General features: G+C 59.2%; 16 protein-coding genes and 1 pseudogene. 7 read left to right on the top strand and 10 right to left on the bottom strand.

Annotated elements, in window-relative coordinates; all coding sequences use genetic code 11:
- The first annotated feature begins 747 nt into the window (after positions 1–747).
- Both BRA1417_RS0113805 and BRA1417_RS46255 read left to right on the top strand, forming a co-directional pair.
- Complete coding sequence (locus BRA1417_RS0113805; protein WP_035968520.1) at positions 748–1,053, top strand: hypothetical protein; 306 nt, start codon at positions 748–750, stop codon at positions 1,051–1,053.
- A 212-nt stretch (positions 1,054–1,265) separates the two neighbouring features.
- Entirely contained in the window at positions 1,266–1,391 is a 126-nt protein-coding gene (locus tag BRA1417_RS46255; RefSeq protein WP_371259989.1) for a ribbon-helix-helix protein, CopG family, read from the top strand.
- 1,084 nt (positions 1,392–2,475) lie between these two features.
- On the opposite strand, the gene BRA1417_RS0113800 is transcribed toward BRA1417_RS46255, so the two are convergent.
- The 3 genes from BRA1417_RS0113800 to BRA1417_RS40430 form a co-directional block, all read right to left on the bottom strand.
- The gene (locus tag BRA1417_RS0113800; RefSeq protein ID WP_156948741.1) at positions 2,476–14,451 is read right to left on the bottom strand and encodes an Ig-like domain-containing protein; all 11,976 of its coding nucleotides are present in this window, start codon (positions 14,449–14,451) and stop codon (positions 2,476–2,478) included.
- A gap of 928 nt (positions 14,452–15,379) precedes the next feature.
- A complete protein-coding gene (locus BRA1417_RS44025; protein ID WP_156948740.1) occupies positions 15,380–15,613 on the bottom strand; it encodes a hypothetical protein in 234 nt (77 codons plus the stop codon).
- Between the two features lie 473 nt (positions 15,614–16,086).
- Entirely contained in the window at positions 16,087–16,368 is a 282-nt protein-coding gene (locus BRA1417_RS40430) for an outer membrane protein (RefSeq protein WP_156948739.1), read from the bottom strand.
- A gap of 657 nt (positions 16,369–17,025) precedes the next feature.
- Between BRA1417_RS40430 and BRA1417_RS0113785 the strand changes: the two genes are divergently transcribed.
- Positions 17,026–17,229 carry a cold-shock protein gene (locus BRA1417_RS0113785; protein WP_027516248.1) on the top strand — a complete coding sequence of 68 codons (204 nt, stop codon included), beginning with the start codon at positions 17,026–17,028 and terminating at the stop codon, positions 17,227–17,229.
- Between the two features lie 97 nt (positions 17,230–17,326).
- On the opposite strand, the gene BRA1417_RS0113780 is transcribed toward BRA1417_RS0113785, so the two are convergent.
- Both BRA1417_RS0113780 and BRA1417_RS0113760 read right to left on the bottom strand, forming a co-directional pair.
- Positions 17,327–17,551: a hypothetical protein gene (locus BRA1417_RS0113780; RefSeq protein WP_027516247.1), complete on the bottom strand. Its 225-nt coding sequence runs from the start codon at positions 17,549–17,551 to the stop codon at positions 17,327–17,329.
- Positions 17,552–18,438: 887 nt separating this feature from the next.
- Positions 18,439–18,639: a hypothetical protein gene (locus BRA1417_RS0113760; RefSeq protein WP_027516244.1), complete on the bottom strand. Its 201-nt coding sequence runs from the start codon at positions 18,637–18,639 to the stop codon at positions 18,439–18,441.
- 215 nt (positions 18,640–18,854) lie between these two features.
- On the opposite strand from BRA1417_RS0113760, the gene BRA1417_RS40425 reads away from it, so the two are divergent.
- A complete protein-coding gene (locus BRA1417_RS40425) occupies positions 18,855–19,055 on the top strand; it encodes a hypothetical protein (protein WP_035969365.1) in 201 nt (66 codons plus the stop codon).
- Between the two features lie 59 nt (positions 19,056–19,114).
- On the opposite strand, the gene BRA1417_RS0113750 is transcribed toward BRA1417_RS40425, so the two are convergent.
- The 3 genes from BRA1417_RS0113750 to BRA1417_RS0113735 all read right to left on the bottom strand — a co-directional run bounded on the left by BRA1417_RS0113750 (position 19,115) and on the right by BRA1417_RS0113735 (position 21,288).
- The gene (locus BRA1417_RS0113750) at positions 19,115–19,384 is read right to left on the bottom strand and encodes a PilZ domain-containing protein (protein WP_027516243.1); all 270 of its coding nucleotides are present in this window, start codon (positions 19,382–19,384) and stop codon (positions 19,115–19,117) included.
- A 1,409-nt stretch (positions 19,385–20,793) separates the two neighbouring features.
- Entirely contained in the window at positions 20,794–21,039 is a 246-nt protein-coding gene (locus tag BRA1417_RS42745) for a PilZ domain-containing protein (protein ID WP_084462230.1), read from the bottom strand.
- Between the two features lie 3 nt (positions 21,040–21,042).
- A complete protein-coding gene (locus BRA1417_RS0113735; RefSeq protein ID WP_027516241.1) occupies positions 21,043–21,288 on the bottom strand; it encodes a hypothetical protein in 246 nt (81 codons plus the stop codon).
- Positions 21,289–21,640: 352 nt separating this feature from the next.
- Here BRA1417_RS0113735 and BRA1417_RS42045 point away from each other — a divergent pair.
- Positions 21,641–22,392 (top strand): annotated as a pseudogene (locus BRA1417_RS42045) (IS66 family transposase); the annotation flags it as partial.
- A gap of 887 nt (positions 22,393–23,279) precedes the next feature.
- Here BRA1417_RS42045 and BRA1417_RS0113710 read toward each other — a convergent pair.
- Complete coding sequence (locus tag BRA1417_RS0113710) at positions 23,280–23,489, bottom strand: hypothetical protein (protein ID WP_027516238.1); 210 nt, start codon at positions 23,487–23,489, stop codon at positions 23,280–23,282.
- Between the two features lie 364 nt (positions 23,490–23,853).
- Positions 23,854–24,021, bottom strand: a complete 168-nt coding sequence (locus BRA1417_RS44020; protein ID WP_156948738.1) for a hypothetical protein — start codon at positions 24,019–24,021, stop codon at positions 23,854–23,856.
- Positions 24,022–24,554: 533 nt separating this feature from the next.
- Here BRA1417_RS44020 and BRA1417_RS0113700 point away from each other — a divergent pair.
- Together BRA1417_RS0113700 and BRA1417_RS44770 are read left to right on the top strand one after the other, a co-directional pair.
- Positions 24,555–25,256, top strand: a complete 702-nt coding sequence (locus BRA1417_RS0113700; RefSeq protein WP_156948737.1) for a PEPxxWA-CTERM sorting domain-containing protein — start codon at positions 24,555–24,557, stop codon at positions 25,254–25,256.
- A gap of 183 nt (positions 25,257–25,439) precedes the next feature.
- Positions 25,440–26,048 carry a PEPxxWA-CTERM sorting domain-containing protein gene (locus BRA1417_RS44770; protein WP_027516236.1) on the top strand — a complete coding sequence of 203 codons (609 nt, stop codon included), beginning with the start codon at positions 25,440–25,442 and terminating at the stop codon, positions 26,046–26,048.
- Positions 26,049–26,336: the final 288 nt, after the last annotated feature.

Genomic DNA, 26,336 nt, shown 5'->3' with positions numbered 1-26,336 from the left:
GCGATTAAACTGATCCACCAGCGCAACCTTCCGGTATCTTATGCCTGCCAAAACTCATGCAGCGGCAGCCCTGTCCTCTTCGCGCATCGCGATCCTGAACGCATCGGTCCGAGATGCTATTGTGTCACTCGCCGAGATGAAGATTTCAGACCACATCACCCCACCTCGGTCGGTTTCCGCCTCGGAGGCAGCCGGATGGTATGCGGCCTTACCGCGACTACGTGGCGGTCCGTAGGAACGATGACCTCGATCTCACCATTGTTTAGACGCCAGCCCCGCTGGCAGGGCGGCCCCCGACTATCGCCACTCCCTCCAGACCGCTGCCGGGCCCGTTGCCCAGACCAACTGTGTCCACACCGCTAACATTTTTTCAGCGGGGCCGGCCGGACAACGGTTACAAGCAAATGGGGCTGCGTTCCCGCTGGACCAAAGCTAACATAGAACAAGAATTGCAACATTATCCCGAAGGTTTGTCAGATTTGGCTAGGCAGCGCCAAGTCACCATGGCATGCTCCGGGCACCGGGGCTGGCACGTTTTATCGCGTATCTATTTTTACCCGGAGCTAGCGCGGCACGTGCCGCGCAGCTAGTTTGAGCACGTTTCTGTCAGCGTCACATTGAACTAACGGGGCCGCCTTCAGGCGGCCTCTTTGTTTATGATGCGACGCAACCCGTTTTTTTGCTGGCTTTTCCCGCAGGACGCTTCAGACTTGCTCCCATTGACGACTGTTTACGGGATCATTTGCGATGGGAAAGCCCTCCGTTTCCCGTGATGCCTTCCGTGGATTGTTTGCCCTTTATGCGGCCAAGGCTCATCACGATTGCAATGGCATAGCTGAAGACCGGTTGCTGAGATTGTTCGGATCGAGCGATGATATCCCGGACGATCTATTGGAAAAGTGGTCGACCCGCGCGAGACTGATCGGCTCAGAGGCCGCCGGCAACACTCTATCGCCGCTCGCACATCAGATTGTGAACGGCAGTGCGCAATATGATCACGCCAGCGATTTTCTCAATCGATTGCTACGGGACCTGGATCAAGACCTCCATTGATGCCTACTGTGCCGCTGCGGACAGCATCTTCAACTTCGATCAGACCTCACTAGTTTTGTGTGTCGTACCTTAGGCCAGACGCGGAAGCTGTCATCTTCCCGTCGGTCTGATTTTTAAGGTGGCCCCACAATCATGAAGAAGGCAATTAAGGTAGCACCAAAAAGACGCCAGCGGCCTCTGGTGGGCGATGGGGCACCAGTGTCCAGCTGCAGTTGCCTCAGGACATGGTCGACGCGGTTGACGTCTACTCAATCACTGAAAGGACAACCCGCTCAGAAGCCTTTCGACGGCTGATCCAACTCGGGCTCAAGGCTAGGGCTACAGGGCTGATCTGGTAAAGGTGGTACAAGGTCGACTTACTATCAATGAAGCGGCCGCCCTTGGAGCGCCTGAAACGAACCCGCTGCAACCATTAGCGTTGCGTCGATCAGCTCATGGCGTTCGCGATTTCCTCCACAAGACGAACGAGAGTTTCTAGCGGGCGCCCTTCAAACGGCAAGACGTCGAGCACGTTGTCATCACACCGTGGTCGCACTTGATGCAGGTGTTGACGCATTGATCAAACCTTTTAGGGTCGAACACGGAGTATAACTTTGCGGCGCAAGCATTTGTCGAACCGGTTACGTCATCTTCGCGCGAACAAGTGGCGAGCACGGTGGCGAGTATGATTATGACAGCGAGCCGCATAAACTACCTTTATCCCGTTAGGCCGGCGCTTCAACGATGTTCGCGGTGAGCTCGGAGCGCTACGGGCAAACACGGCATCGTTTGGTTGCCAGCCCCAAGCTCCCCGCGCCGCCTAATGCGACAATCACAAACAAAGCAGTAGCCCTTACGATTGACATATTAGCTGCTCCAATTTTCCTTTTTCAAAATCGCTACTTCCCAATGGGTGTAGCTGCGTTAACCTATTACAGACCAACTTAGCCCGCGGGCGTTTGCACGAAGCAAAAGCCCGCCGGTGGCGATGCAGGCGCGTGAACAACGACCCACGACGTCGCTGTCATGCCGTGCGTCGCTTCTCGACAAGCTGCCCACGCTCCTCTTTGGTTAGCTCATCAGGAGTCACGGTCGCTTTCTCCAATTCATAAAATTTTGGCACCCCGTCAGCTAAGGCTCAGCTTCCCGGCCCAGGAAACGCACGTGAAGAGTTATGCAGTGCTTGGAACTGTCCAGCTGAACCCTGAGTTGGTTTATGGTCGCGCCATTTCCGACGACAACCCCCCGCTTCCCGGCGAGCCTGGGGCCAGCTGATTGGGCCACAGCTATGCGAGTGCCCTTCTCCAGTCTCACAGCCACTGCACTCTGCTCAGCTACGGACCTCGAAATGCGACTACTCAGTGGCATGACCTCTCAACCTCTTCGACTCTCCTGTAGGTTCGACTCAGCATCAGAGCCACCATCGTATCAATGCGCCCAAATCTACGTAACGAACAAATAATCGCTACTATGAACACCACCGGACGTAGCGATGCCCTTCAGCGTAATTAGTTCGTTGTGACCGTCCAAGCCGGAGTGGATTTGCCAAATAGAATCAGCACCGGCGGCGCTTAAGAAGGTAAATGTCGCACCTTGCGCCGCCGTGCCAAAACTCTCAAACTCGATAGAGTCTCCAGCTGCGGCGCCATTGCCGGCAAAGTCAGAGATTGTGGCACCATTCGCAAGAGCTGCTTTGAACTTAAATTGATCGTTGCCCGCTCCCCCGATAAGTGTGTTCGCTCCTCCATTTGCAATGAGGATATCGTCGCCTCCGCGGCCGTCCAACGTTATACTTCCCGACTTGCCGGTGATCTGATCGCCAAACTCTGAGCCGCGCACAGCAGCAACCCCAGTGAATGTGTCGGCTCCAACATGTGCGGCGTCCCCATTTGTGAGGCTCGTGGAGATTCCAGTGCTGAGGTCTACGTTTACGCCGCTGGCAGCGTGATAGAACGCTATTCGCGTGTTGCCGTTTCCCGCGATGGTGTCATTGCCGGCTTCCCCCTCGAATTCGTTTAGCGTGCCATTGCTGCCGGCGTTCACGCTCGAACCGCTGAACCCGCTTGCATTGAATGTGTCAGCGAAGTTGGTCCCGCGGATCGATTCGATCGATTTCAATGTATCGTTGCCGATCGAGGCGTCGCCGGCGACCGTGCCCGCTGCAAGATCAACGACAATTCCTCCGGTGGTCGTATCACTGGACGATGCCGAAAACATGGCGCGATCAAATCCGCCACGTCCGTCGATGGTGTCGTTGCCTGCGCCCCCAATAAATTCCTCCGCACCAGTGGCATTATTGCTACCACGGAGTGCGTCGTCAAAATCTGAACCGCGTATGGAGTTTACACCGCTCGTGAAGGTATCGAAACCGACACCTGCTAGATCACCTGCGGCGGCGCTTTGTCCCGTTCCAGCAGCTAGATCAACAGTAACCGCGGCGAGTGCATGCGAGTAATCAACACGGGTGTCCCCGTTTCCTGTCACGGTGTCGTTGCCCGCCATGCCTTCGAAGGTATTGAAGGCATCATAGGAACCGGCGTTCGTGCTGCTGCCATTGAAGCCGGTGGCATCATACGAGTCTGCAAACCTGGTGCCTCGAATGAGCTCGACGCCGTGCAATATGTCAGTCCCCGTTGAGGCGTCGCCCACAACGGTTCCAGCTGCAAGATTGACATTGATACCCGCGGAGACGCTGCTGTCGTTGTAGTTTGCGAGATCGTAGCCGCCACGACCATCGATTGTATCGTTACCACCGCCGCCGAAATAGACGTCCGTGACGGTCGCATTGTTAGTCCCAGAAATCACATCGTTGAAGTTGGATCCGAGGACGGAGTTGACGCCGCCCGTGATAGTGTCCGTTCCCACCGAGCTGTTGCCGACGGCCGTACCCGCGATCAGATCGATCGTCACGCCCGAGGTGGCGTTGCTGTACTGAACCTGGGTCGAGCCGTTTCCGGTGATGGTGTCGTTTCCGCTGTTGCCCTGGAACGAGTTGAAGCCGTTATTGAAGGTCGAGGCGTTATAGCTGTCGGCAAAGTTGCTGCCGATCGCCGCGTTGACCCCGCCGGTGAAGCTGTCGTGGCCGGTCGAGGCATCGCCCAATGCCGAACCGGTGCCGCCCGCCCCGATCGTAATCGTGACCGGGCCGGTGGCATTGCTGTAAAGCACGCGCGTATTGCCGTTACCGGTGATGATGTCATCGCCGCCGAGGCCCTCGAACTGGTTGAAGTTGCCATTGCTTGTCGAGACGTTCAGCGCGCCCGCCAGTCCATAGCTGGTGGCATCATAGGTATCGACATAGCCGGTGCCCTGAACACCCTCGATGTTGCGCAGCGTATCGGCGCCGCTCGAGGCATCGCCCGTTACTGTGCCAGCCGACATGTTAACGGCAACCCCGCCCGTGACCGTGTTCAGGTTGTTGTAACTTGCCGTATCGAACCCGCCGCGGCCGTCGATGTAATCGTCTCCCCCCAGGCCCGTGAACGTATTGTTGTAACTGCTGCCCAGCAGCGTGTCGGCGAAGACCGAGGCTTGGACGGCGTTGACGCCGGTGAAGGTATCGGTGCCCTCGGTCGCGCCCGTGGCACTGCCGGCCACCGTGATGGACGTGCCGACGGTGATCTGGAGGTCGACCGTAACGGCGGCCTGCGCGATCGAGTAATTGAGGCGCGTGTTGCCGTTGCCGATGATGGTGTCGTTGCCGCCGGCGCCTGCGAAGTCGTTGAAGTTGCCGTTCGTCGAAGAGACGTTCAGGGCGCCGGCTAGGCCATACCCGGTCGCGTCGAAGGTATCGTCGAAGTTGGTGCCCCGCACCGCCTCCACGTCACGAAGCGTGTCCGTGCCAATGGTGGAATCGCCAACAACGGTTCCGGCGGCAAGATGGATTGTGACGCTCGACGTGGTCGTCACGTCGTTATTGTAGGCGACCATGTCATACCCACCACGGCCGTCGATATAGTCGTCGCCGCCGCGGCCTTCAAAGACCTCATAGGTGAAACTGGCGTTGTTGCTGCCGTAGATCGTATCGCCGTAGGCCGACCCATACACGCCCTGCAGGGCATTGGTGAACGTGTCGTGGCCGACATTGGCCGCATCGCCGGCCACCGTGCCCTGCCCTGTGCAGGCGGCAAGATCGACCGTCACCGCAGCCAAGGCGCCGAGATACTCAACCCGCGTCAACGATTGACCCAGATCGTTGATGCGGCCGGTGATCACGTCGTCGCCGCCCCGGCCCTCAAAAGCGCTTTGGCCCAAGGCCACACCGGGCTGTGCGCTCGATCCCGTAAAGCCGGTCGCATCGAACGTGTCGGCAAAATCCCCGCCCACGGCGGCTTCAATGCTGATGAGCGTATCGCTGCCGACCCCGGCTCCACTGGCCGTGCCGGCCGCGAGGTTGACGGTGATCGAGCCGGTCGCGTCCGTATAGACTGCGCGATCAAACCCGTCCCCACCGTCCAGACTGTCGTTACCCCCAAGCCCCTGTAGCCGATCATTCCCGGCAAGCCCGAAGATGCCGTCGCTCTGGCTGGTACCGACCAGCACGTCATTGGCGGACGTGCCGATGATGCTGTTGTTGAAGAGGAAGTCGCTGGCAACCAGGCTCCCAACCGTGACATTGGCCAGCGTTATGGTGTTGCCGCCGCCGAAGTTAATCAGCGTATCAGAACCCTGTTGCGTCGCACGGGCCTGGATGTCGGCGAGGGTGAAGACACCCGTTACCCCGGTCAGGTCGATCCGGTCGCCCTCGCTGCGATTGAAGTCGCCGATATAGTCCGCCCCGCCGATAGAGTAGACGAACGTGTCCGCACCCAACCCGCCAGCCAAATAGTCATTGCCGCCCACGCCGGACAATATGTCGTCGCCACCATCGCCGAACAGGGAGTCGTTGCCTGAACTGCCGGTGATGGTGTCGGCGAAGTTCGATCCCTGGACGCCATTTACGCCGCCGGTGATCGTGTCGGTACCGACCGAAGCGTTGCCTGAGGCAACTCCGGTGGTCAGGTTGACGTTCACGCCGGCGCTGGCGCCAAAGTACTCAATCTGGGTCGAGCCGTTGCCGGTGATGGTATCGTTGCCACCATTGCCATAGAACGAGTTGAACTGGCCGGCGCTGAACGCCGATGCGTTGTAGATGTCGTCGAAATTGCTGCCCAGCGCGCTGTTCACGCCGTTGAAGCTGTCGGTGCCGACCGAGCTATTCCCCGAGGCCGACCCGGCGCCGCCGGCTCCGATCGTGATCGTCACGCTCGAGGTGGCGTTATTGTACTGGACCTGGGTTGAGCCGTTACCCGTGATGGTGTCGTTGCCGCCATTGCCCTGGAACGAATTGTACAATCCGGCTCCAAAACCGGACGCATTGTAGGTATCGTTCAGGTTGCCTCCGACTGCGCTGTTGACACCGCTGACGAAGGTATCTGACGCGACCGAGCCGTCGCCGGATGCAGAGCCGGTGCCGCTGGCCCCGATCGTGATGGTCACGCCCGAGGTGGCGCTGAAGTATTGAACCTGGGTCGAGCCGTTGCCGGTGATGGTGTCGTTGCCGCCATTGCCCTGGAACGAGTTGTACAATCCGGCTCCAAAACCAGACGCATTATAGGTATCGTTCAGATTGCCGCCGGCGGCGCTGTTGACGCCGCTGACGAAGGTATCCGACCCGACCGAGCCATCGCCAGATGCAGAACCGGCGCCGCCGGCCCCGATCGTGATCGTCACGCCGGAGGTGGCATTGCTGTACTGAACCTGGGTTGAGCCGTTGCCGGTGATGGTGTCGTTGCCACCGTTGCCCTGGAACGAGTTGAAGCCGTTGTTGAAGGTCGAGGCGTTATAGCTGTCGGCAAAGTTGCTGCCGATCGCGCTGTTGACGCCGCCAGTGAAGGTGTCGTGCCCCGTCGAGGCATCGCCTGACGCCGAACCTGCGCCTCCCGCCCCGATCGTAATCGTGACCGCGCCGGTGGCGTTGCTGTAAAGCACGCGCGTGTTGCCGTTGCCGGTGACGATGTCGTCGCCGCCAAGACCCTCGAACTGGTTGAAGCTGCCGTTGCTGGTCGAGACGTTTAGTGCGCCTGCCAGTCCATAGCCGGTGGCATCATAGGTATCGGCATAGCCGGTGCCCTGAACCCCCTCGATATTGCGCAGCGTATCGGTGCCGCTCGAGGCGTCGCCAATCACCGTGCCAGCCGCCATGTGGACGGCAACCCCGCCCGTCACCGTGTTCAGGTTGTTATAACTTGACGTATCGAACCCGTCGCGGCCGTCGATGTAGTCGTCTCCCCCCAGGGCCGTGAACGTATTGTTATAACTGCTGCCCAGCAGCGTGTCGGCGAAAATGGAGCCTTGAACGGCGTTGACACCGGTGAAGGTATCGGTGCCCTCGGTCGCGCCGGTGGCACTGCCGGCCACTGTGAGGGCCGTGCCGACGGTGATCTGAAGGTCAACCGTAACGGCGGCTTGCGCGCTCGAGTAATTAAGGCGCGTGTTGCCGTTGCCGATGATCGTATCGTTGCCGCCGGCGCCTGCGAAATCGTTGAAGGTGCCGTTGGTCGAAGAGACGTTCAGGGCGCCGGCAAGGCCATAACCGGTCGCGTCAAAGACATCGTGGAAGTTGGTGCCCCGCACCGCCTCTACGTCACGGAGCGTGTCCGTGCCAATGGTGGAATCGCCAACAACGGTTCCAGCGGCAAGATTGATCGTGATACCCGACGTGGTCGTCACGTCGTTATTGTAGGCGACCATGTCATACCCGCCACGGCCGTCGATATAGTCGTCGCCGCCGCGGCCTTCAAAGACCTCATACGTGAAACTGGCGTTGTTGCTGCCGTAGATCGTATCGCCGTAGGCCGACCCAAACACGCCCTGCAAGGCGTTGGTAAACGTGTCGTGGCCGACATTGGCCACATCGCCGGCCGCCGTGCCCTGCCCGGTGCGGGCGGCAAGATCGACCGTCACCGCAGCCGAGGCGCCGAGATACTCAACCCGCGTCAACGATTGACCCAGATCGTTGATGCGGCCGGTGATCACGTCGTCGCCGCCCCGGCCCTCAAAAGCGCTTTGGCCCAAGGCCACACCGGGCTGTGCGCTCGATCCCGTAAAGCCGGTCGCATCGAACGTGTCGGCAAAATCCCCGCCCACGGCGGCTTCAATGCTGATGAGCGTATCGCTGCCGACCCCGGCTCCACTGGCCGTGCCGGCCGCGAGGTTGACGGTGATCGAGCCGGTCGCGTCCGTATAGACTGCGCGATCAAACCCGTCCCCACCGTCCAGACTGTCGTTACCCCCAAGCCCCTGTAGCCGATCATTCCCGGCAAGCCCGAAAATACTATCGGCCTCAATTGTACCTATAAGAACGTTGGCACCAGCGTCGCCAGTCAGCGTGATACCAGCCACGTCGAGAACAGCTACCTTGAGATCCTTGTCGAAGAAATTGCCGGCCGCATCGGTAACTCGCACGGTGACCTGGTGCGATTGGGCCGTCTCGTAATCTAGGATCCCGGCGACCAACAAATTGCCATTGCTGATTGCGAACAGGCCACCGGCATTGTCCAACAGCGAAAAGATCGCTGTTCCGGTACCACCGGGATCAATTTCAGATAGGGAACCGACCACCGTTCCTGTCGTGCTATTTTCTGCGACACTCGCGTTTGACAAAATGATGTCCGCTGGCGCCAACGTGTCCACCGTGACATGAAATGCACTTGACGCTACACCCGTATTCCCCGCCACATCGGTTGCCTTGGCCGTCAGCGTATGGCTGCCCTGACTCAAGCTCGCTGTCGCAATTGAATAGCTGCCGCCGACCGCAATGCCCGTGCCGAGGACTGTCGCGCCGTCGGTATCGTACAGTGTCACCGTACTGCCGGCTTCCGCAGTACCTGCCACCGTCAGTGTCGGGTCATTCGAGAAGCCGTTTTCGGCAACTGAACCCGTCAGCGGCGATACATCGTCCGTGACCGTACTGATCACCGGAGCGGACGGAGCGTTGATATCGATCGTCACCGCCTGGCTGGCGGTGGTCCCGACATTGCCGGCAGTGTCGATGATCCGGGTCTGGTAGCTGAAGCTGGTCGCATGGGTCGCCGGGTCGAGATAGCTCCAGCTCGTCGCTGTCGACTGGGTGACGTCGGCCCATGTGACGCCGCCGTCGCTCGAGACCTGGATCTTCTCGCCGGAGGCCAGCGCGCCATTGCTGCCGGAGACCGTCAGCGACGTGTCGCTGGTGATGAAGTCACCGGCCGTGCCGGTGTCCTGGGTGATCGCAGTGATCGCAAGCGCCTCGGTCGGAGCGGTGGTGTCGAGCGTCAAGGTCAGCGAGGCGCTGCCCGTATTGCCAAACGTGTCCGTCTGGCTTGCCACGATGGTGTGCTGACCGTTAGCCAAGCCGGTTGGCGTAAGCGACCAGTTCCCCAAAGCATCTGCGACCGTGGTTGCACCGACGGGTGTACCATCGATGGTGAAGTGGACTGTCGTGTTGGCCAGGCCGGTGCCGCTCAGCGCAGGGTTAGAGGTGATCTGGTCAAGCGCCGAAGAGCCGGTATCGGAGGTCAGATGCTCTGTCACCGCCGGGCCGGTCGTGCTCAGCGTGTAGACAACGGCGTTGCTGGTCGTCGTGTTGCCGGCAACATCGCTCACCTTGGCCGTCAGCGAGTTGCTGCCATTGCCAAGCGTGACGAGTGCGCTCCAGCTGCCGTCACCCTGGACGATGGCCGTCTTCACCGGCGTGATGCCGTCATAGACGGTGACGGTGGCCCCGGCATCAGCCACATCAACCGTGCCGGTGATGGTCTGGTTCGCCTGATTGGTGGACCCGCCGGCATTGGAGATCGTAATGGAGGGCGCGCTCGTATCGATCGTCACCGCCTGGCTGGCGGTGGTCCCGACATTGCCGGCGGTGTCGACGATCCGGGTCTGGTAGCTGAAGCTGGTCGCATGGGTCGCCGGGTCGAGATAGCTCCAGCTCGTCGCTGTCGACTGGGTGACGTCGGCCCATGTGACGCCGCCGTCGCTCGAGACCTGGATCTTCTCGCCGGAGGCCAGCGCGCCATTGCTGCCGGAGACCGTCAGCGACGTGTCGCTGGTGATGAAGTCACCGGCCGTGCCGGTATCCTGGTTGATCGCCGTGATCGCCAGCGCCTCGGAGGGCGCGCTCGTATCGATCGTCACCGCCTGGCTGGCGGTGGTCCCGACATTGCCGGCGGTGTCGACGATCCGGGTCTGGTAGCTGAAGCTGGTCGCATGGGTCGCCGGGTCGAGATAGCTCCAGCTCGTGGCTGTCGACTGGGTGACGTCGGCCCATGTGACGCCGCCGTCGCTCGAGACCTGGATCTTCTCGCCGGAGGCCAGCGCGCCATTGCTGCCGGAGACCGTCAGCGACGTGTCGCTGGTGATGAAGTCACCGGCCGTGCCGGTGTCCTGATTGATCGCCGTGATCGCCAGCGCCTCGGTCGGAGCGGTGGTGTCGAGCGTCAAGGTCAGCGAGGCGCTGCCCGTATTGCCAAACGTGTCCGTCTGGCTTGCCACGATGGTGTGCAGTCCATCAGCGAGACCGCTCGGTGTGAACGACCAGTTCCCGCTCCCATCCGCCAAACTGGTGGTGGCGATCAAGGTGCCATCGATAGTGAAGTGCACCGTCGTGTTGGCCAGGCCGGTGCCGCTCAGCGCAGGGTTAGAGGTGATCTGGTCAAGCGCCGAAGAGCCGGTATCGGAGGTCAGATGCTCTGTCACCGCCGGGCCGGTCGTGCTCAGCGTGTAGACAACGGCGTTGCTGGTCGTCGTGTTGCCGGCAACATCGCTCACCTTGGCCGTCAGCGAGTTGCTGCCATTGCCAAGCGTGACGAGTGCGCTCCAGCTGCCGTCACCCTGGACGATGGCCGTCTTCACCGGCGTGATGCCGTCATAGACGGTGACGGTGGCCCCGGCATCAGCCACATCAACCGTGCCGGTGATGGTCTGGTTCGCCTGGTTGGTGGACCCGCCGGCATTGGAGATCGTAATGGTGGGCGCGCTCGTGTCGATCGTCACCGCCTGGCTGGCGGTGGTCCCGACATTGCCGGCGGTGTCGACGATCCGGGTCTGGTAGCTGAAGCTGGTCGCATGGGTCGCCGGGTCGAGATAGCTCCAGCTCGTGGCCGTCGACTGGGTGACGTCGGCCCATGTGACGCCGCCGTCGCTCGAGACCTGGATCTTCTCGCCGGAGGCCAGCGCGCCATTGCTGCCGGAGACCGTCAGCGACGTGTCGCTGGTGATGAAGTCACCGGCCGTGCCGGTGTCCTGGGTGATCGCAGTGATCGCCAGCGCCTCGATAGGCGCTATGGTGTCAATTGTGACCACTCGGCTCGTCGAGTTGATCACCACATCGGCCGAATCTAGGACGCGGACGTCATAAGTAAAGCTCGTACCGTGCGGCAGTGGATCAACAAAACTCCAGGTCGAAGCAGTAGTCTGAGCGACGTCGCTCCAGTTGACACCACCATCGCTACTTATCTGAATCCGTTCTCCGAAGAAAATCGCGCCGTTTGTTCCAAGAACAGTCAAATTCTGGCTGCTCGTAACAAAATCTCCATTCAGCTCCGTATCTGGAGCGATCGAAACAAGGGATAATGGCAATGCAATATCGAGGCTGGCAATCGAAGCAGCGCTCTTGATGGAGTCCGTGACGTCGTAGTTGAAGATGACACGGCCGCTAAACCCCGGATCCGGCGTGTATCTCCAGGTCTGGTTATCAACTTGGTCCAGACTGCCCCCGCCGTCTCGAATCGAGAGATAGGAAATCGATAACGAGGGGCCGTCAACGTCGACCACACCCTTGAGCAACGCGGCCGACGTGACCGTATACGACGCGTCTTGCTGGCCATCCTGCAGAGTTACGGGGGTCGCAACGGGCTTAAAGTCGACAACGTTAATGTTTGGCTGCACACCATTGTGCACGGTCACATACACCGGGATAGTCACCACCCCGTCATCAGCGGAAAGCGTTATGACGAATTTCTGAGTGGCATCTCGACCATAGGGCAGCGCGTCGAAATGGCTTTTTTCTTCACTGAACGCCCAGCTGATATTTCCGACAGCGTCGAACTTCGCTGTGAAATTCGGATCTGCATTTCCGAACTGATCTGCAGTGCTGATGACGACATCCGCGTAGGTACCCGTAATTGGTATCAGGCCGCTCGCTTGCAGCACGCTTGAAGAGTTGATTGTCTCGGTTATGACCGCACTATGTCTCAAAGTCGGGTCTGCAAGAAATATACCGCTGTCGCCAGCAAATGCGACGTATTGCCCACCGGCGCTGATGGCCACGCCGCCCTTTGATGTGACGCCCACCCCCTCAGAAACAAGCTTGTAAACGGGGTCGGCAGGCGATGTGACATCGACGATATAGACATCCGCGACTGCATTGTTGTCAGCGGCGGACAGCTTCGCGTCGCTTGTAAATACTATAAAATTCCCATCCGGACTCAGGACCGGGTTGAAGCTGCTTGAAGCGTCAGCAGTGTGAAAGAGAACGGCGTTGCTTTCTAGATCATACAAATAAATTTCAGAATGGCCTGTTGCGTCTACGCTCTGATAGGCGATCAGGCGCCCATCGGCACTCAAGGTAGGAAGGCTCGCACCCGCACCCACGGAAGTATCGGCGAGGTGGCTAAACTCCCCCGTTGAAAGATCGAAACAAAAGAGGTGACCTGAGCCGCCAATCGCATTTGAATCGGAATTCCAGAAAACAATCAAATGACCATCGGCGCTGATGGCAGGTGTCCAGACCGCACCAGAGCTACCAACCGCCGCGGCCGTGATTGTGCCCTTCAGATTACCCTGCAGACCATATATTGCGATGTCGCCATCTGCTTGTCGGGCAAGGATCGTACTGCCGTCGCCGCTAACAGCGGGGGCCTGACCAAGAGCGATCTGTGTCTGAACATGATAGTGGGTCGAATCCGAAGGATCTGTTCCGTAGACAAAGACGTAGCTGCGGCTGCCGTTTGAACCTTCGTAGAGGATATAGCGGCCATCAGAACTGATCGTGGGTGAACCGTATATCCACCCCCCCGCAGGCGAGGCAATTGTCGTCGTGCTGTTTGCTGCTCGGTCGTAAAAGTAAATCGCGCCATCGGGATCATACACGACGTCGCCGTTCGCACTCATGACAGGCCCGCTGTGATGCCCGGGCCCTGAAGCGATAACGTTGACGTAAGGAGGAGTGATCACAAACGGAAGTGAGGTAAGCTTTACCTGGATTACGGAAGGCGCGACGTCGACGCCAGATGTGGTCGACTTTTCGGCTGGCGTAAGCGTTCCTATGGTGACTTGGACCGTGGTTACTGGCGTTTCGCCACTCGCCGTATGAGTGGTGTTCGTTCCCGCGGGTGAGTGGTATTCGGTGCCCGGAGGATTGAGCGGCGGGCTTCCGGCAAACTTTGTACTGTTCGGACTAGCATTATTATCGTTTTGATGGTCGCCATTATCAGTGTGTTCGGGCAGGTTCGGAAGGATCTGCTTAGCTGCGTCGTAGGTGCTCAGAACTTGCTGAAAAGCGTTGAATTCTCTCGCGACCTGATCAGCCGTCTTGTCAACCTGCTGCGCGATCACCTCGAACGTTGCGGTGGGAGTGAGGGTGAGCGACGTGCCATTACTCGTCACCGTACCAATCAATACGCCAGCGTTATTGAAGACCTCAACGGCGTGCACGGAATTATCGCGCTGATCAATGACCGAGATCGATACCGTCTTCCCATCCGCCGAAGAAATTTCAAGATTGACCGCTGTCCCTCGGATACCGATTGAGGCTACCGGCGTTGCCACCCGCATATCACCGGTTTTGGCGACTTGTCCGGCCACGAAGCTGGCGGCGCCTTGTATTAGCGTCAAAAATGCGCTGTTCGATGTGCTACCCGGATCATATGTAAGATCACCGAGTAAGAATCTCGCGTTAGCTGACAGGTTGAATGTGGAACCATCGTCGAGCACCAGGCCAATGGTCGAGTTGCTGCCGGTTTGCACAACATCATTTTGATAGATTACGTCGCCCGTGTTTGCGATAATAGTGACACCGTTGCGAACGATACTCGCACTGCCGGTCATCTTAACGACGTGCCCGACCACCTTACCTGCGGTGCTCTGCGGGTCGGCCTGAGCATAAGTTGTGTAGCCGGTCAGGGCGTCTACGATCGCAGACCCAAGAGGCGCGCCATCCTGGGACACGAGCAGCGGGCGAGCATGACCATTCCCTTTGAAATAGTCTGTGATTACGACTCGGCTTGATGGATCCGAGATGATGAGATCGGAGCCGAGCCGCTGGTACTCGCCTGAGAATAGGAGGTGGGCGTCTAGGACTTGAACGGCCTTGACGGTGGTCGTCTCAGCCCCGTCAAACGCAAGGTGAGCAGCGTCCCCGTGCAATGCATTGGAAGAAAACTTGCCGCTGTAATTCACGACGGGCCCCGCAAAAAAGTTAAAAAATCATAAAAACGTGATAATGTTGCACAGCATTTCTGCCCTTCAAAGGACTTAATCGCTGTTTCAAGGTTGTGGTTGCCACGATCGACATCCCCAGCTCCTCCCGGCCACCGGAAATTTACGGCGTTGCGGTGCTTTGGTACCAGTGCCGCCAAAGATGCCTTAGCCCGACTACGAAGCGGATGGGTGGGACGCACGCGGTGAATAAACCGCTTCATGTTCTTCGCTAATCATCAGATGTCATGAACGACGTCGGGCATGGGCTGAGAAGCGCAATGAGCGTATCGCTACGCCAGGCGTCGATTGGCTGTTGGCACAGCCGGCTTCGATGACTGACTTATCGTCAATAGTCGTTCAGCGCGTGCGGGGCCGATCAGTAGCGCCACCTGCAAGCATTTCGGAGTGCAATGGTCCCGATCATCGCGGTATTGGCGTGGTTCGTTTTTTAGCTTTGGACCTTGTCCCCGATCGAGCGTCTTTATGGTAGAAGCCTCCCTAAGCTTCCCCCCACCAGAAGCCCCGCTTCCCCCAGGTGGGGCTTTCTCTATATTGGCGCTGCATCACGCACCGATCTTTTCAAGCGGCCTTTTGGGATTACCACTTTTCCCGCTACAGCAACCTAGATATGGGCAGGATAAGGAGGCACGATTGACGAATCCCTAGTGGAATTCACCGCGTACGACCTTCGTTTATTTGAGCAGCTTCGTTCGGATGATCCGCGCTACATTCAATCCTTGGTCAGGAGGTTCGACCAGCAGAACGGGATCAAGCCTGAAGTCCGCAATAGCGAACCAAGCTGTGACCCCAGAGGTCCCGCTAGCTTGAATTGGGCGGATTCTTCGGGCGCGCCGAGCACCATTGACTACTGCAAATCAGAAGCCGATCCCGAGCATCAGCCACGAAATCACGACCACACCGGGGGCCGCCACAGACGGCGCCCGTAGGTACTGCGGCAATACGGGTTATGGGGATCATGTGTCCAGTCACCGCCCGGCGGGGATGCAGGCAGGTGGCGCGATGTGAAGGAGCTTGCACCGGTGACCTGCGTTCCGTGATCCGCATCGGCCGGTGCAATGGCAATCATCACGAACGGCGCAGAGACCGCTGCAGCAAGCGCCAGCGAGTAAAGCCGCTTCATGTCCACTCCTTATTGCTCCATCAAAGCCCCCCTTGACTCGGCCGGCTTCGGTCGTCTCAAAATCCAACGCCGATCATCGTGCTATGACCGCTACCACCGCTGACGTATGCTCGGACGTGCGACGGCTTGCTGCCGGGCACGGGGCGCAACGTTTTCGATCTTCGCGCGCTTGACCGGGTCGCGATCCGCCTCGCGGGTCGATGGCTTGCGGCGGGGCTTTTCGTCGTCATCGCTTTTGCGCGACGTTGCCGCAGCCGCACCCGGCTTCTCGTTTGCTACGCACGAATGGCCCTTTAAGGTTTCGTCGCTCTTGCATTGGATGGGGAAGACCCGGGTACTATGCTTTGTGAGCTCTCCCACCCGTGTCTGGGTCAGGCTGATCTTGTCGGGCTCGATCGGCTGGCCTCCGATCGTGAAATAATGGCCAAGCGCGGCCTTGGTCGTAACGCTCAGCCTGCCGTTGGGCTTGCCTGTCAGAAGGCAGCGCCGCCCTTGACGTACCGGAGCGTACGGCCCCACGCAGAGCCGAGGCGACCGGTTGCAGTGGCGACCCAGTTCGGCTTGTCCTCGGCGACGAAGTAAGCCGAGGTCATGCCGGCGCCGAATGCTTTGGTGCCGACAGTCCGGGAGCCGTGGATGTTAGCAGCACCGATGTCGTCCTCAACACCGAAGACCCGGTTCCTGCTGAACTGATAGTTATAGCCCAGCTGACCACCACCGGTACCGCTCACCCACGGACGGGTGCTGTCGGTCACGGGCTCGTGGAGCCGCGACCAAATGGCCACCTCTCGCTCGCTGGCGGTCACTGCGCCGCCGTGCCTGGGAATCGCTCACCAGCGGGTCGCGGTGGCCCTTTGCGGGTATTCCTGAAAATAGGTCGTGTGGCTTGCTTCAGCCGCTCACGGCGTCGGGCCAGAAGCCGAGGGTAGTAACCTTCCGAAAGAGAGGTCCGCTCCCCACAAGATCCCTCTCCGGGCGCCCTTCCCGCAGTCCTAACATGAGGCTAGGCTCGCCATCCCTCGGGCGGAGGCATAATCATTCGGAAGTCGGTCTACGATCCTTTGCGCCAGAGCCTGCTGAGCGATAGCCGCCAGGTCATCCGCCTCACCTTTTCCGAGATAGAAGCGATCCTTGGGCGAGAGCTCCCAGCATCAGCATACAGATTTACCGCCTGGTGGAGCAATGAGATCTCGCTGAAACTGGCGCACAGCCAAGCTAGAGCATGGCTGCATGCAGGCTTGCGGGCGAGGGTTTCGATCAAGAGGCGGGTTGTCGAATTTCATCGAATGCCTTGAAGCATCTCCGTATCTCCCAAAGAGCCACTGCGCGTCCTTTCCGACCGGGTCCGCCCTTGCATTGCCCTATTCCGACGAACTAGGATCTCATCGCCTTTTATATTCAGGGAGCGTTCGGTGGCCGTAGGTACTGTGAAGTGGTTCAATCCGACGAAGGGCTACGGGTTCATACAGCCCGACAATGGCGGTAAAGACGTCTTCGTTCATATCTCGGCAGTCGAGAAAGCTGGTCTCAGCACACTCAACGAAGGCGCTAAGGTCAGCTATGAGGAACGCGACAACCGCGGCAAGTCGTCAGCTGAAAATCTGCGAGTCGGTTAACACGCCAGTCGAGCCAACTTGTATGAAGTTGCTCACTGAGTGTCTGGACCGCGCGGCTAGCGTTGCGCGACTGGCCGCTGACGAGCCCCCCTGAGGTTCACGCGCGCAGTTGCCTCTGGCCCAGCTGCCTATGTGCCCCTGCCGCGAAACGCGCCAGCAATATGGCCACCCCGTCAAGTCGGCCGCAGAGGCCGTTGTCCTGATGAAACTGATCACGGGCATCGCGGCGGTAGCTAATGGAGTCCGCGCGGTTGGCCGAAAAATGAACCAAAGTTTCTAGCGGGCTCCCTTCAAACGGCAAGACGCCGAGCACGTCGTTCATCACCCGTGGTCGCACTTGATGCAGGCATTGACACATTGATCAAATGCTTCGGATCAAACACAGAGTATAACTTTACAGCGTTAGCGTTTGTCGACCCGGTTACGTCGTCTTCAGGCGAAGAAGCGGCGAGTTCGGTGGCGAGAATGATCATGACAGCTAGCCGCATAAATCAGTTTGATTCCGTTGGGCCGGCGCTTCAACCAATGTCGGCGTGAGCTCGAAGCGATTGGATTCGACGACTTCGCGTCAGTATGTCGGTGCCGACGGAGAATAAGACGGCTACGGGCTGGGATTCGCCGGCACGCTGACAGTCAAATACCAGTCGAGATTCACGTTCTGGATCGTCAGCGTGGGCACCACGGCCGCGGGATCGTTGAGCGGGATCACCTTGCGGTCGCCCTGCTTGACCGCACGATGTCCCCCGCGGGGTACCCACGACGCGCGCCAGCGCGACGGGCTCGGCCGCCGGCGCGCGGCTCGCGCGCGCCGTTGTAGCCGCGCACCGTGAGGGTCTCGCGGAGCTCGGCCAGCATGCGGCGATGAGTGCCGAAGGCCTTGGCCTGGATCACGGTCTACCTGCCAAAATTGCCTGGCACGTAGCGGTTCACTAAGCTTTTCTCGCGCGGCTCCCAGTCCCGCCCGAAAGTCCGCCGACCCAGCGATTCCCCAAGAAACGCCCCGGCCGCCGGCGGCCTCTAGGCGGGCTTCCCGTCAATACCTGGCGACCTCGGACGAGCCGCCCCTGCTCGCTTGAGCCATCATTTGGGTCGCCATAGGTCGCGGTAATGCGGTCGATGACCTGGTCGAGCGCGGCGCGGGCGACCTCGAGCGAGCCGACATGGGTTTTCAGCAATGCGTGCTGGTCGTCGATGTCGGCCAGCACCGTGTCATAGTGCGCGCGCCCTGACGGCGAGATCGCTCTCGGTTTTTTCGGCGCGGGTCAGCCCGCCGGGAAAGCCTGCCAGCTCGAACGGCCGCTTAATGTGCGGTTCATGTCGATAGCCTCCAACAGTTGCGGATTGCGCTGGCAGCAGCTCCAGCCGCAGTTTCAGACGGGCGAGCGCGACCAGAGCGGTGACGCGGTCCATGGCCGCCCTTTCGCCCGTAACCTTGAGAAGTGAGGTTAATCCGAAAGTCGACTTGAGACCGGTCGCGCGCGCCGCTACTGCTTGTCGCGCCGGACACGGCTGGTCTTACCCCCCAAGTCGATCCCCAAGGACCACGATTTCAATTGTCCGGTATGGGCCGCCAGCGACGCGAGAACTCTGGCGGTCCACCCTTTCTTTTCAAGGATTGTGCGAACATGTCGTTTGAAAATCTTTCCGACCAGTACATCCTCCAGATGTACGAGAGCATCCGCACTCAGGTCCGTGCCGATGCGAGGTCTGGCTTTCGTTTGATGGGCGCACCGGCGAAAGTGCGCGCAGAGGAACTGCGCCAAGAGATCGAGCGCCGCGGACTGCAACTGCAATGCTCGCCGATCGAATGGCCAGAAGGCACCTGAGCTGACTACTTCTTCCCCTAAGGCGCATTGTACTTGCATGCTTCAGCCGCGCGAGAAGGTCAGATTTGCGTTTGCGACAGAACTATCTCGCCGGATATAAAAGCGATCCCGATCCCCTTCGCCGAGCGCCACACAGCTCGACATGGCCGGTCCAATTCCGCCGTCGGAATTCTTAGGCTGAATTCGTGCGGAATACCAAGCTGACTTGGTACCTCCAAGAGGGCCCCGGTCTCGGAGAGATCACGCACCACGCAACTGAAGGTGCCACCGGGGAATTGGATCAATGCGGCTATGAAGACGCGGCGCCGGCGTACTTTGCGGTTTTCCATGACCGCGAGATTACGAGACATAGATCAGAAGTTGTTGAAACTCGTTGCGAATAATTATGCTCAATTCTGGCGGTCACTTGAGGGTGCAGTAACCGCGAGCGGCATGGCGGCGTCCCTCCGTATTGCGCTGGCGTTGATGTTTTCGGGCTGGCGATCTGGTGGCACGCCGGCTTCGCAATTTTCGCGAGCGTCGCGCGACTGCATCCCGTCATGTCCTGTATGAAGTTCCAGGAGCGGCCCTCAGCCAGCAGGCTTGCTATGCCTCCATTGCGCTCAGTATTCTCTGGGCGGTCCCGGTCCTTGTAACGGCCCTCGGCCTTTCCCGCTGATAATGCTCGATCGCCGGCCCAGCCGGTCGCAAGGCTCGTCCATCCTGTCGGGGCGGCACCGCCGGCCCCGCGTCACCCGCGGCAGGTTCTCCCGGACCCCGCGTGATGTGCATCTGCGGGCGCTCGATCCTATTCAGCACAACCTTCGGCAATCACCTCGTGCGACTTGCGCCCGCGCCTTCGGTTTGGTTGCCGCCGGCTGCTCCAGCCGATCTTCCGTGAGCCCCCGGTTCCCGTGCCATTCACTGTGACGACCTAATGGGAAGCGGCTTTGGGGCATCCAGCTGCCCTGCTCCGCGGCTGTGCGCAGCAGCTGCCCACGAAGCCGTTCCGCAGAGCCGCGAAGCAACGCTGAAACAATCCGCATTTAGCGTGGTTTCCAACCAATAAGGGATGGCGACGATGTTGAATATGCTTCTGGACGCGATTTACGGTGGCGTCATTTCGGCGTCCATTCCTGGCATGAAGAGCAAGGGAGCGGCTCACTCAAGCGCCCCCGCGAGCAGCGCTGCTTGGCTATCGGAATTGATCCAAGCGCTGGATAAGGTGGATGAGCTTCCCGTCCCCCGTCAATCGGAGATCGACGCATGTCATGCTCGGCTACATCGTTCGGACGCGCCCGCTCAGGTGGCGATCCACTGAGCGTGGTGCGAAGAAGGTTGGCCGAGTGACGGAGCCTATACGAGCAGTCCGCCCCACTGAGGCGGCGTTAGCGGTTATTCTCCAAGGCGCGGAGTTGCTCGCGAAGCTCTGCTCGGAGGTCGCGTATCATCTCTGCCGTTGTACCAGTGAGGAACTCCCATGCGAGAAGGCACCGCGCCAGCTTGAGAGCTTCCTTTTCGGGTTCGAGATCCATCCGCTTGATACGCCGGCTGTAGCCTTTCACTCACCCCTACAGCGCGTCTCAGCCTTAAATTCCCCAAGCCTCCGTCACCGCTATAGGCAGTAGCGGGAGACTATCACTGACCCGCTAGGAATCAACAATTTGCGAGGTACTTACGATGCCGCTTTGAATTGGCGTCCGAGATCTGGAGGGACCGCGCGGCTATCTGTTGGCCGGCCAAGCCTGGCAGAGCCAACTCAATCGGCTGTGAACACAACGCCGATGCGAGTACTACTAGACCAAACGAGACGACAGTTTCTGATTGTACGGTCTCTTTCTAACATGATCTTGAATGTAGCACGCACGTGCAGCTTCGTCGGCAGTTCGATCCCAGCACCGTCTTCCGAGAGGTTGAACACGCGGCAACGCTGAGTACCGCCGTCTCCAAAGATGTATGCGGCCAAGTCGACGTCAGAACGATCAATCTTCCGGCGGTTGGGCATTGATCATCCCTGAGTTAACGAGGCCGGGACGTGTCCTTCACTGGCCGATGCTATCTCAAGCAGCTTGAATTGCCTCGCGATCCGTGTCGCCAAATGAGAGCGCTCTTTGGCTAGCTCTCTCTTATAGTCCGACACGTCATGTCCATCCTCCTCAAGAACCTCGATCAGAATTGTTTGATCCTGAACATACGTCGCCTTGTAGGCGATCTCTCGCGTCAAAATAGCCAGTTCGTCATGATCTGAGGTCATCCTAATCTCTGTGGCCAAATTGATTACGCTCCGAAAGGCGCTATTCTGCATGCTTAATACTTACAGATCGTTACGCTAGCCTGATCCTCGACGGCGTCTCCGACTTCAACGCGCTGCATTCGCGCAAGCATGACGACGAGGTGCAGCTTAGCCTCAATGCCTTCGCGCTCGGCCACCAGGATTTGCACCAGCTGCCGCTGAGCGTGCGCAAGACCAATCTGGTGCGATGCGCGGCCGGCCCGAGGGCACATTGGTCGCACCGTTCGAGCCAGGCGACATCGGCACCGCGCTATTCGGCGAGGCCGCCCGTACGGGCCCCAGCGGGACGATGTTGAATCGACATTCGGGAAGCCGGCCGTTTGCGGGCGCGGACCCAACAGCAGCGATGTTCTACTACTCCCGCAACCGCAAGGGTGAGCATCCGCAGGGGCATTTGGCCCGGTATGCCGGCATCCTGCAGGCCGACGCCTATGACGGGTACAACCAGCTCTATCTGGCCGGGCGCCAGCCCGGATCGATCCGGGAAGCTGCCTGCTGGTCGCATGGAAGGCGCCCATTCTTTGCCATGGCTGACATCGAAGAGAATGCCCGGCGCAAGGCCGCCGGCAAAAAGGAAACCCACTCTTTCCGGTCGCGATCGAGGTCGTGCGAAGGATCGATGCGCTGTTCGAGATCGAACGGTCCCTCAACGGCACGAGCGCCGAGGAGCGCCTTCAGGTGCGACGGATGCTGAGCCGGCCGATGGTCGAAGAACTACGGGTCTAAATGCGCGAACAGCTCTCCAAATCGTCCCGCCGCCATAACCTGGCCAAGGCGTTCAACCACATCCTGAAGCGATGGACGAGCTTCACTCTGTTCCTGGAAGAGGGACGCGTGTGCCTCTCGACCAATACCGCCGAACGGGGCTTGCGAGGCATCGCTCTTGAATGGAAGTCCTGGCTGTTCTGCGGATCTGATCGCGGAGGGCGGCGCGCCGCAGCAATGTACAGCCTCATCGCCACGGCGAAAATGAACGGCATCGACCCACAGGCCTGGCTCACCTATATCCTCGCCCGCATCCTCGCCCATCCGGCTCATCGGCTGGACGAACTTCTGCCCTGGAATTTGACGCCGGCATCGGCAGTCTCTGCTCGAGTGCATGATCACGCACGTCAACAAGATCGATCACGTCACCACCATCGTCCAGGTCGCGAAAGACCTCGGAGAAAAGACGAGGATTGGCCATGGGACATCGCCAACGAAATGGGATCGAGGACGGCGTCATCTGGGTCTATGGCGTCGGAGAAGACGGCATCCAGGCGTTCACAGACTTCGGAATCGAAAACCTCATCGAGTTGATTAGGTTCTACAATGAGAACCTCGGACCGCTCAGGCGGTAATCCTGCGGCCTACGCTGAATGGATACGCTGATGCTGACGGGCTGCTTCTGTTCGCCCATTGCTGGCCTGTGTCACCGTATCTGCAAACCGGTGCCACAAGGTTGTGAGGGCTATTGCGAGCGAGCACCGCACATGTTGCTAAGGGCGGTAGGCGTATCGCCGGCGCCGGGAGACCGGGTGAGAGGTGGCCGTCAGCGCGAACCGGCTTTATGGCAACATCATGAGGTCGGCTGCCTTACGGCCTCGCCACGGGCGAAACTGCTTGGCGATCAACACTAGCTTCATCCCGTGGAGGCGCGCCGGAACTCCGCCGGCAGAGTTCCAGCCGGGCCAGCTCGAATGAACACAAAAAGAGAGACTTAGTAATTTAGGTTACAGACAGCCCCGGCGACTATCGGCATTTTGCTTCTTTTGGAGGACCCGGGATGAAGAAGTCGTCTCAGATTTTGTTCGGAAATAATAATCAGAAATCAATCATTGAAGCCGAGAAGCGGCTCGCCCTGCTGACCAAAATGCAGCGGCTTCTCAATGGGGAAGGGTACGAATTCCCGGATCAGGCCCTGCCACGGCCCAACAAACAAGTCGAGCCCCCATCGCGTAGACGTTGGCAGACTAGGTAGCCAGATCGTATTGCATTCGCATGCGATGGGCGATCTCCTCCACCCTCCTCTGAAAGCCGATGGGATTGCCCGGCGCTGACAACACTACCGGTTGCCAGCCGTAAGCGTGGTCAGGCCGGATGGTGAGGTCGAGCCCTGGCACTCCGACGACCCCGCTGATCATCTCCGAGAGTTCTCGGATCGACTTCCTCTCCTTAGCCATCAGGCACTCCCTTTGCGTGAATGCTCAAGGCAAGCGCAGAAAAGTTAAGACGGTCGTAATCAAAAGGCAGAAATCGGGTGAGACCTGCATCATCCCGCCGCCCTTCACAGCCTTCCCTGCATAAAACATGAGCTACAGGACGTCCAAACGGAAGCGGCTAGAAGGTGCTCCATCACGCCGAAGCAGCGGGGCAGCCCGTGCCGTAAAAGGCTTCCGTCCGTGCGAAGGCAGGCGATCCAATCGCCTCTCAGCGGACGATCGTTATGCCCCGAACATCCAGGCGATACCCGTGGTCAAGGCCCAAAGCCAAGCCACCATCCCGACTACCAGCGACGTCACGTAAAGCGAGCGCATTTAACTATCCCTAGTGGCGTACAGCGCGCGAAGAATCAGCCTCGAGCACACGCTGTCTTAGCCGCAATACTTCCAGGTAGCGGCTCGCGATAGTCTCGGGGGCGGCAGCCCTCTTCGACATCCGCTGGACCTTCTTCAGCTCGCGAGGTTTGCGCCCCTTGTGCAATGCGTCCTTCATGGCAATCTCCAAAACCAACGAAAAGCAAAACACATACCAACAAAGCCGACATGCCCCACCGGAGCGAAGTTTGGTCGCGCCTGTGCGCGAGCTCGTTCAATCAAGGTCCCGTGATGACCGCGATCCCGACGGAGCTGAATAAGCCAGCGCGCCATTCCGCTGGCAGTCGTACGGCGAGAAAATCCGCACGAGCGCGGTCTGTCACAAGAATGGTCGTAGCCTACCGCCGGAGCTCGGTTTTCGTCAATTTTGATTACGCCGGGAGCGTGAGCAGTTCCAGATGAACGGCCCTCATGGCCCGTTCGGAAACGTGAACCGGCCTACCCTGTGCGGGTTCACAAGAAGGCGCGAGGACCCAGTTGGACTGCTACCAAAGTTGAAGCCAAGATGTCGGCTCTGGCATAAAGCGCGCGTTCCAGGACTAGCGGGTTTACTGCGGCAAATTGCCCGGACACTGTCGCCTCACTGTCATCAGGACGTCGGAACCGTTGTGCGACTTCTCCCTGCACCACAAAGCAAGGGAGTTGTTTCTGATGTTTCGTAAAGTAGCTGCGCTGTCCGTCGCAGCAGTTCTGGCCCATGCAGTACCCGCTTCAGCTGATGTGATCAGCAATCCGACCAACACTTATAGCTTCGGCTCGTTATCGGGCTCGTTGACCGGCGGCCAGCAAACGCAATTCGTTGGGGAGACGTTCACCGCTCCGGTGACCGGCTCGCTCACGGACTTCAAGTTCACGCTCAATAGCTCGAGCCTTACCTCGCTGTACGCTGCCGTCTACGCTTGGGACGGCTCCAAGCCGACCGCCTTGCTTTGGCAGAGCCCGGTGGTGGCCGGGAGTGCCGGCATTCTCGACTTCTCGCCGGTGGGTGCCAACGTGACGCTAGGCCAGAGCTATGTGGCGTTCCTCAGCACCTACGGAATTGCCAACAATAGCGGCTCGGCGACTGTTGGATCCTGCTTGAACTTCGGGGGCTGCACCGCCAACTCCGTTTCCAATCTCGGCACGTTGGTATGGAGCACGATCTATTCCGACACCGTGCCCCTTCCCACACCCAATCTGACCCAGACGGCATGGAATTCGGCGATCAACAATTTTTCAGACCTCACATTCTCGGCGACATTCACGAGCGCAGTCCCCGAGCCCTCGACCTGGGCGATGTTCATCCTGGGCTTCGCGGCCATCGGCTTCCTTGCCTGTCGTCGCAAGCAAGACGGTCCCCTGACTGCGGCTTGAGTATCGTCCGGTTCTCGCGAACGGAAAGACCGCCCGTGGGGCGGTCTTTGCCGTGGGTCAGCCGCTCAGCCATAATCATCTGGATTTAAATCTTCGAAGTTTAATAAATATTGACACAACCCCGAATCCTGAATTATTCCGACCCTTGGGCAGTTGTGCCGAACTATCTACCCTGAGGACACTATGAAACTGTTTCGGGACCTGGCACTGGTTGCTGTCCTCGCATGCGGATTTAGCGCAACGAGCGCCAGCGCATCCACATTCACGGGCACAACCACGGGCTGCTTCGGCTCACCTGTGTGCGGCTCGACCTCGGATCATAACCTTTCCTTTAACGGAATCTCTTCGGCCTCCCCATTCACCGCCAACGCTGGAGAAACCGTCGATCTCGGTTCTTTTACGCTCAAGAACACTGGGCTTTTTAACCCTTACGCGTTTCTCGGGGACGCCTTCAATCTGACGGTCTATCTCACCTCCCCTGTGACGACCGGGCAGACGTTCGCGGCAAGTGTCACCGGCTTCATCACCGTCCTCGGCGGCCTAGTCTATATCGATTTTCAGCCCCAGAGTATGGCCTTCCCTGGTGGTCAGTACACGCTGACCCTTGATGACGTTCTGCTCGGCACGACCATCCGCTATCGGACCGAAACCGATCACCTACACGGAACGTTCTCGATCAATTCGGCCGTCCCCGAGCCTGCAACCTGGGCCATGATGGTCCTGGGCTTTGCCGGCCTCGGCTTCATGGCGTACCGTCGTCGTAACCAAAGCTCTGCACGCCTTGCGGCATAGCTAAATCCTGTTCGGACTTGCACGAAGACCGCCTTCTGGCGGTCTTTTTGTTGCGCTGCCTATTCCTTTGACGAAGTGCTCCCGCCGAGAGCAGGACCAAAGCGCGTCGAGGCGCGCTCCTGACTGGGAAGGAGCGGACGGGTGTCCCTCTTGCAAGCTGCAAGTCGACAATTGATCGCTATGCTGCTACGTTTTGGGACATGCACCGCGAAGTTAAAGAGATGTTGGCCGGCTCTACCGCCATCCTCCTGTTTGGGGCAGCTCTCATTCAGTGGCCGTCATTCGGCC

The organism is Bradyrhizobium sp. WSM1417, from assembly GCF_000515415.1.
Classification (GTDB): Bacteria; Pseudomonadota; Alphaproteobacteria; order Rhizobiales; family Xanthobacteraceae; genus Bradyrhizobium.
The sequence above is the reverse complement of the archived record's forward strand: the minus strand, read 5'-3'. Positions and strand labels throughout refer to the sequence as shown.

Bases quoted from the DNA above. Each gene is read 5' to 3' on its own strand.
- BRA1417_RS0113805 (WP_035968520.1), top strand. From the start codon at position 748: ATGGGAAAGCCCTCCGTTTCCCGTGATGCCTTCCGTGGATTGTTTGCC.
- BRA1417_RS44025 (WP_156948740.1), bottom strand. From the start codon at position 15,613: ATGAAGCGGCTTTACTCGCTGGCGCTTGCTGCAGCGGTCTCTGCGCCG.
- BRA1417_RS0113780 (WP_027516247.1), bottom strand. From the start codon at position 17,551: ATGAACGACGTGCTCGGCGTCTTGCCGTTTGAAGGGAGCCCGCTAGAA.
- BRA1417_RS0113760 (WP_027516244.1), bottom strand. From the start codon at position 18,639: ATGGACCGCGTCACCGCTCTGGTCGCGCTCGCCCGTCTGAAACTGCGG.
- BRA1417_RS40425 (WP_035969365.1), top strand. From the start codon at position 18,855: ATGTCGTTTGAAAATCTTTCCGACCAGTACATCCTCCAGATGTACGAG.
- BRA1417_RS0113750 (WP_027516243.1), bottom strand. From the start codon at position 19,384: ATGGAAAACCGCAAAGTACGCCGGCGCCGCGTCTTCATAGCCGCATTG.
- BRA1417_RS42745 (WP_084462230.1), bottom strand. From the start codon at position 21,039: ATGCCCAACCGCCGGAAGATTGATCGTTCTGACGTCGACTTGGCCGCA.
- BRA1417_RS0113735 (WP_027516241.1), bottom strand. From the start codon at position 21,288: ATGACCTCAGATCATGACGAACTGGCTATTTTGACGCGAGAGATCGCC.
- BRA1417_RS0113710 (WP_027516238.1), bottom strand. From the start codon at position 23,489: ATGGCTAAGGAGAGGAAGTCGATCCGAGAACTCTCGGAGATGATCAGC.
- BRA1417_RS44020 (WP_156948738.1), bottom strand. From the start codon at position 24,021: ATGAAGGACGCATTGCACAAGGGGCGCAAACCTCGCGAGCTGAAGAAG.
- BRA1417_RS0113700 (WP_156948737.1), top strand. From the start codon at position 24,555: ATGTTTCGTAAAGTAGCTGCGCTGTCCGTCGCAGCAGTTCTGGCCCAT.
- BRA1417_RS44770 (WP_027516236.1), top strand. From the start codon at position 25,440: ATGAAACTGTTTCGGGACCTGGCACTGGTTGCTGTCCTCGCATGCGGA.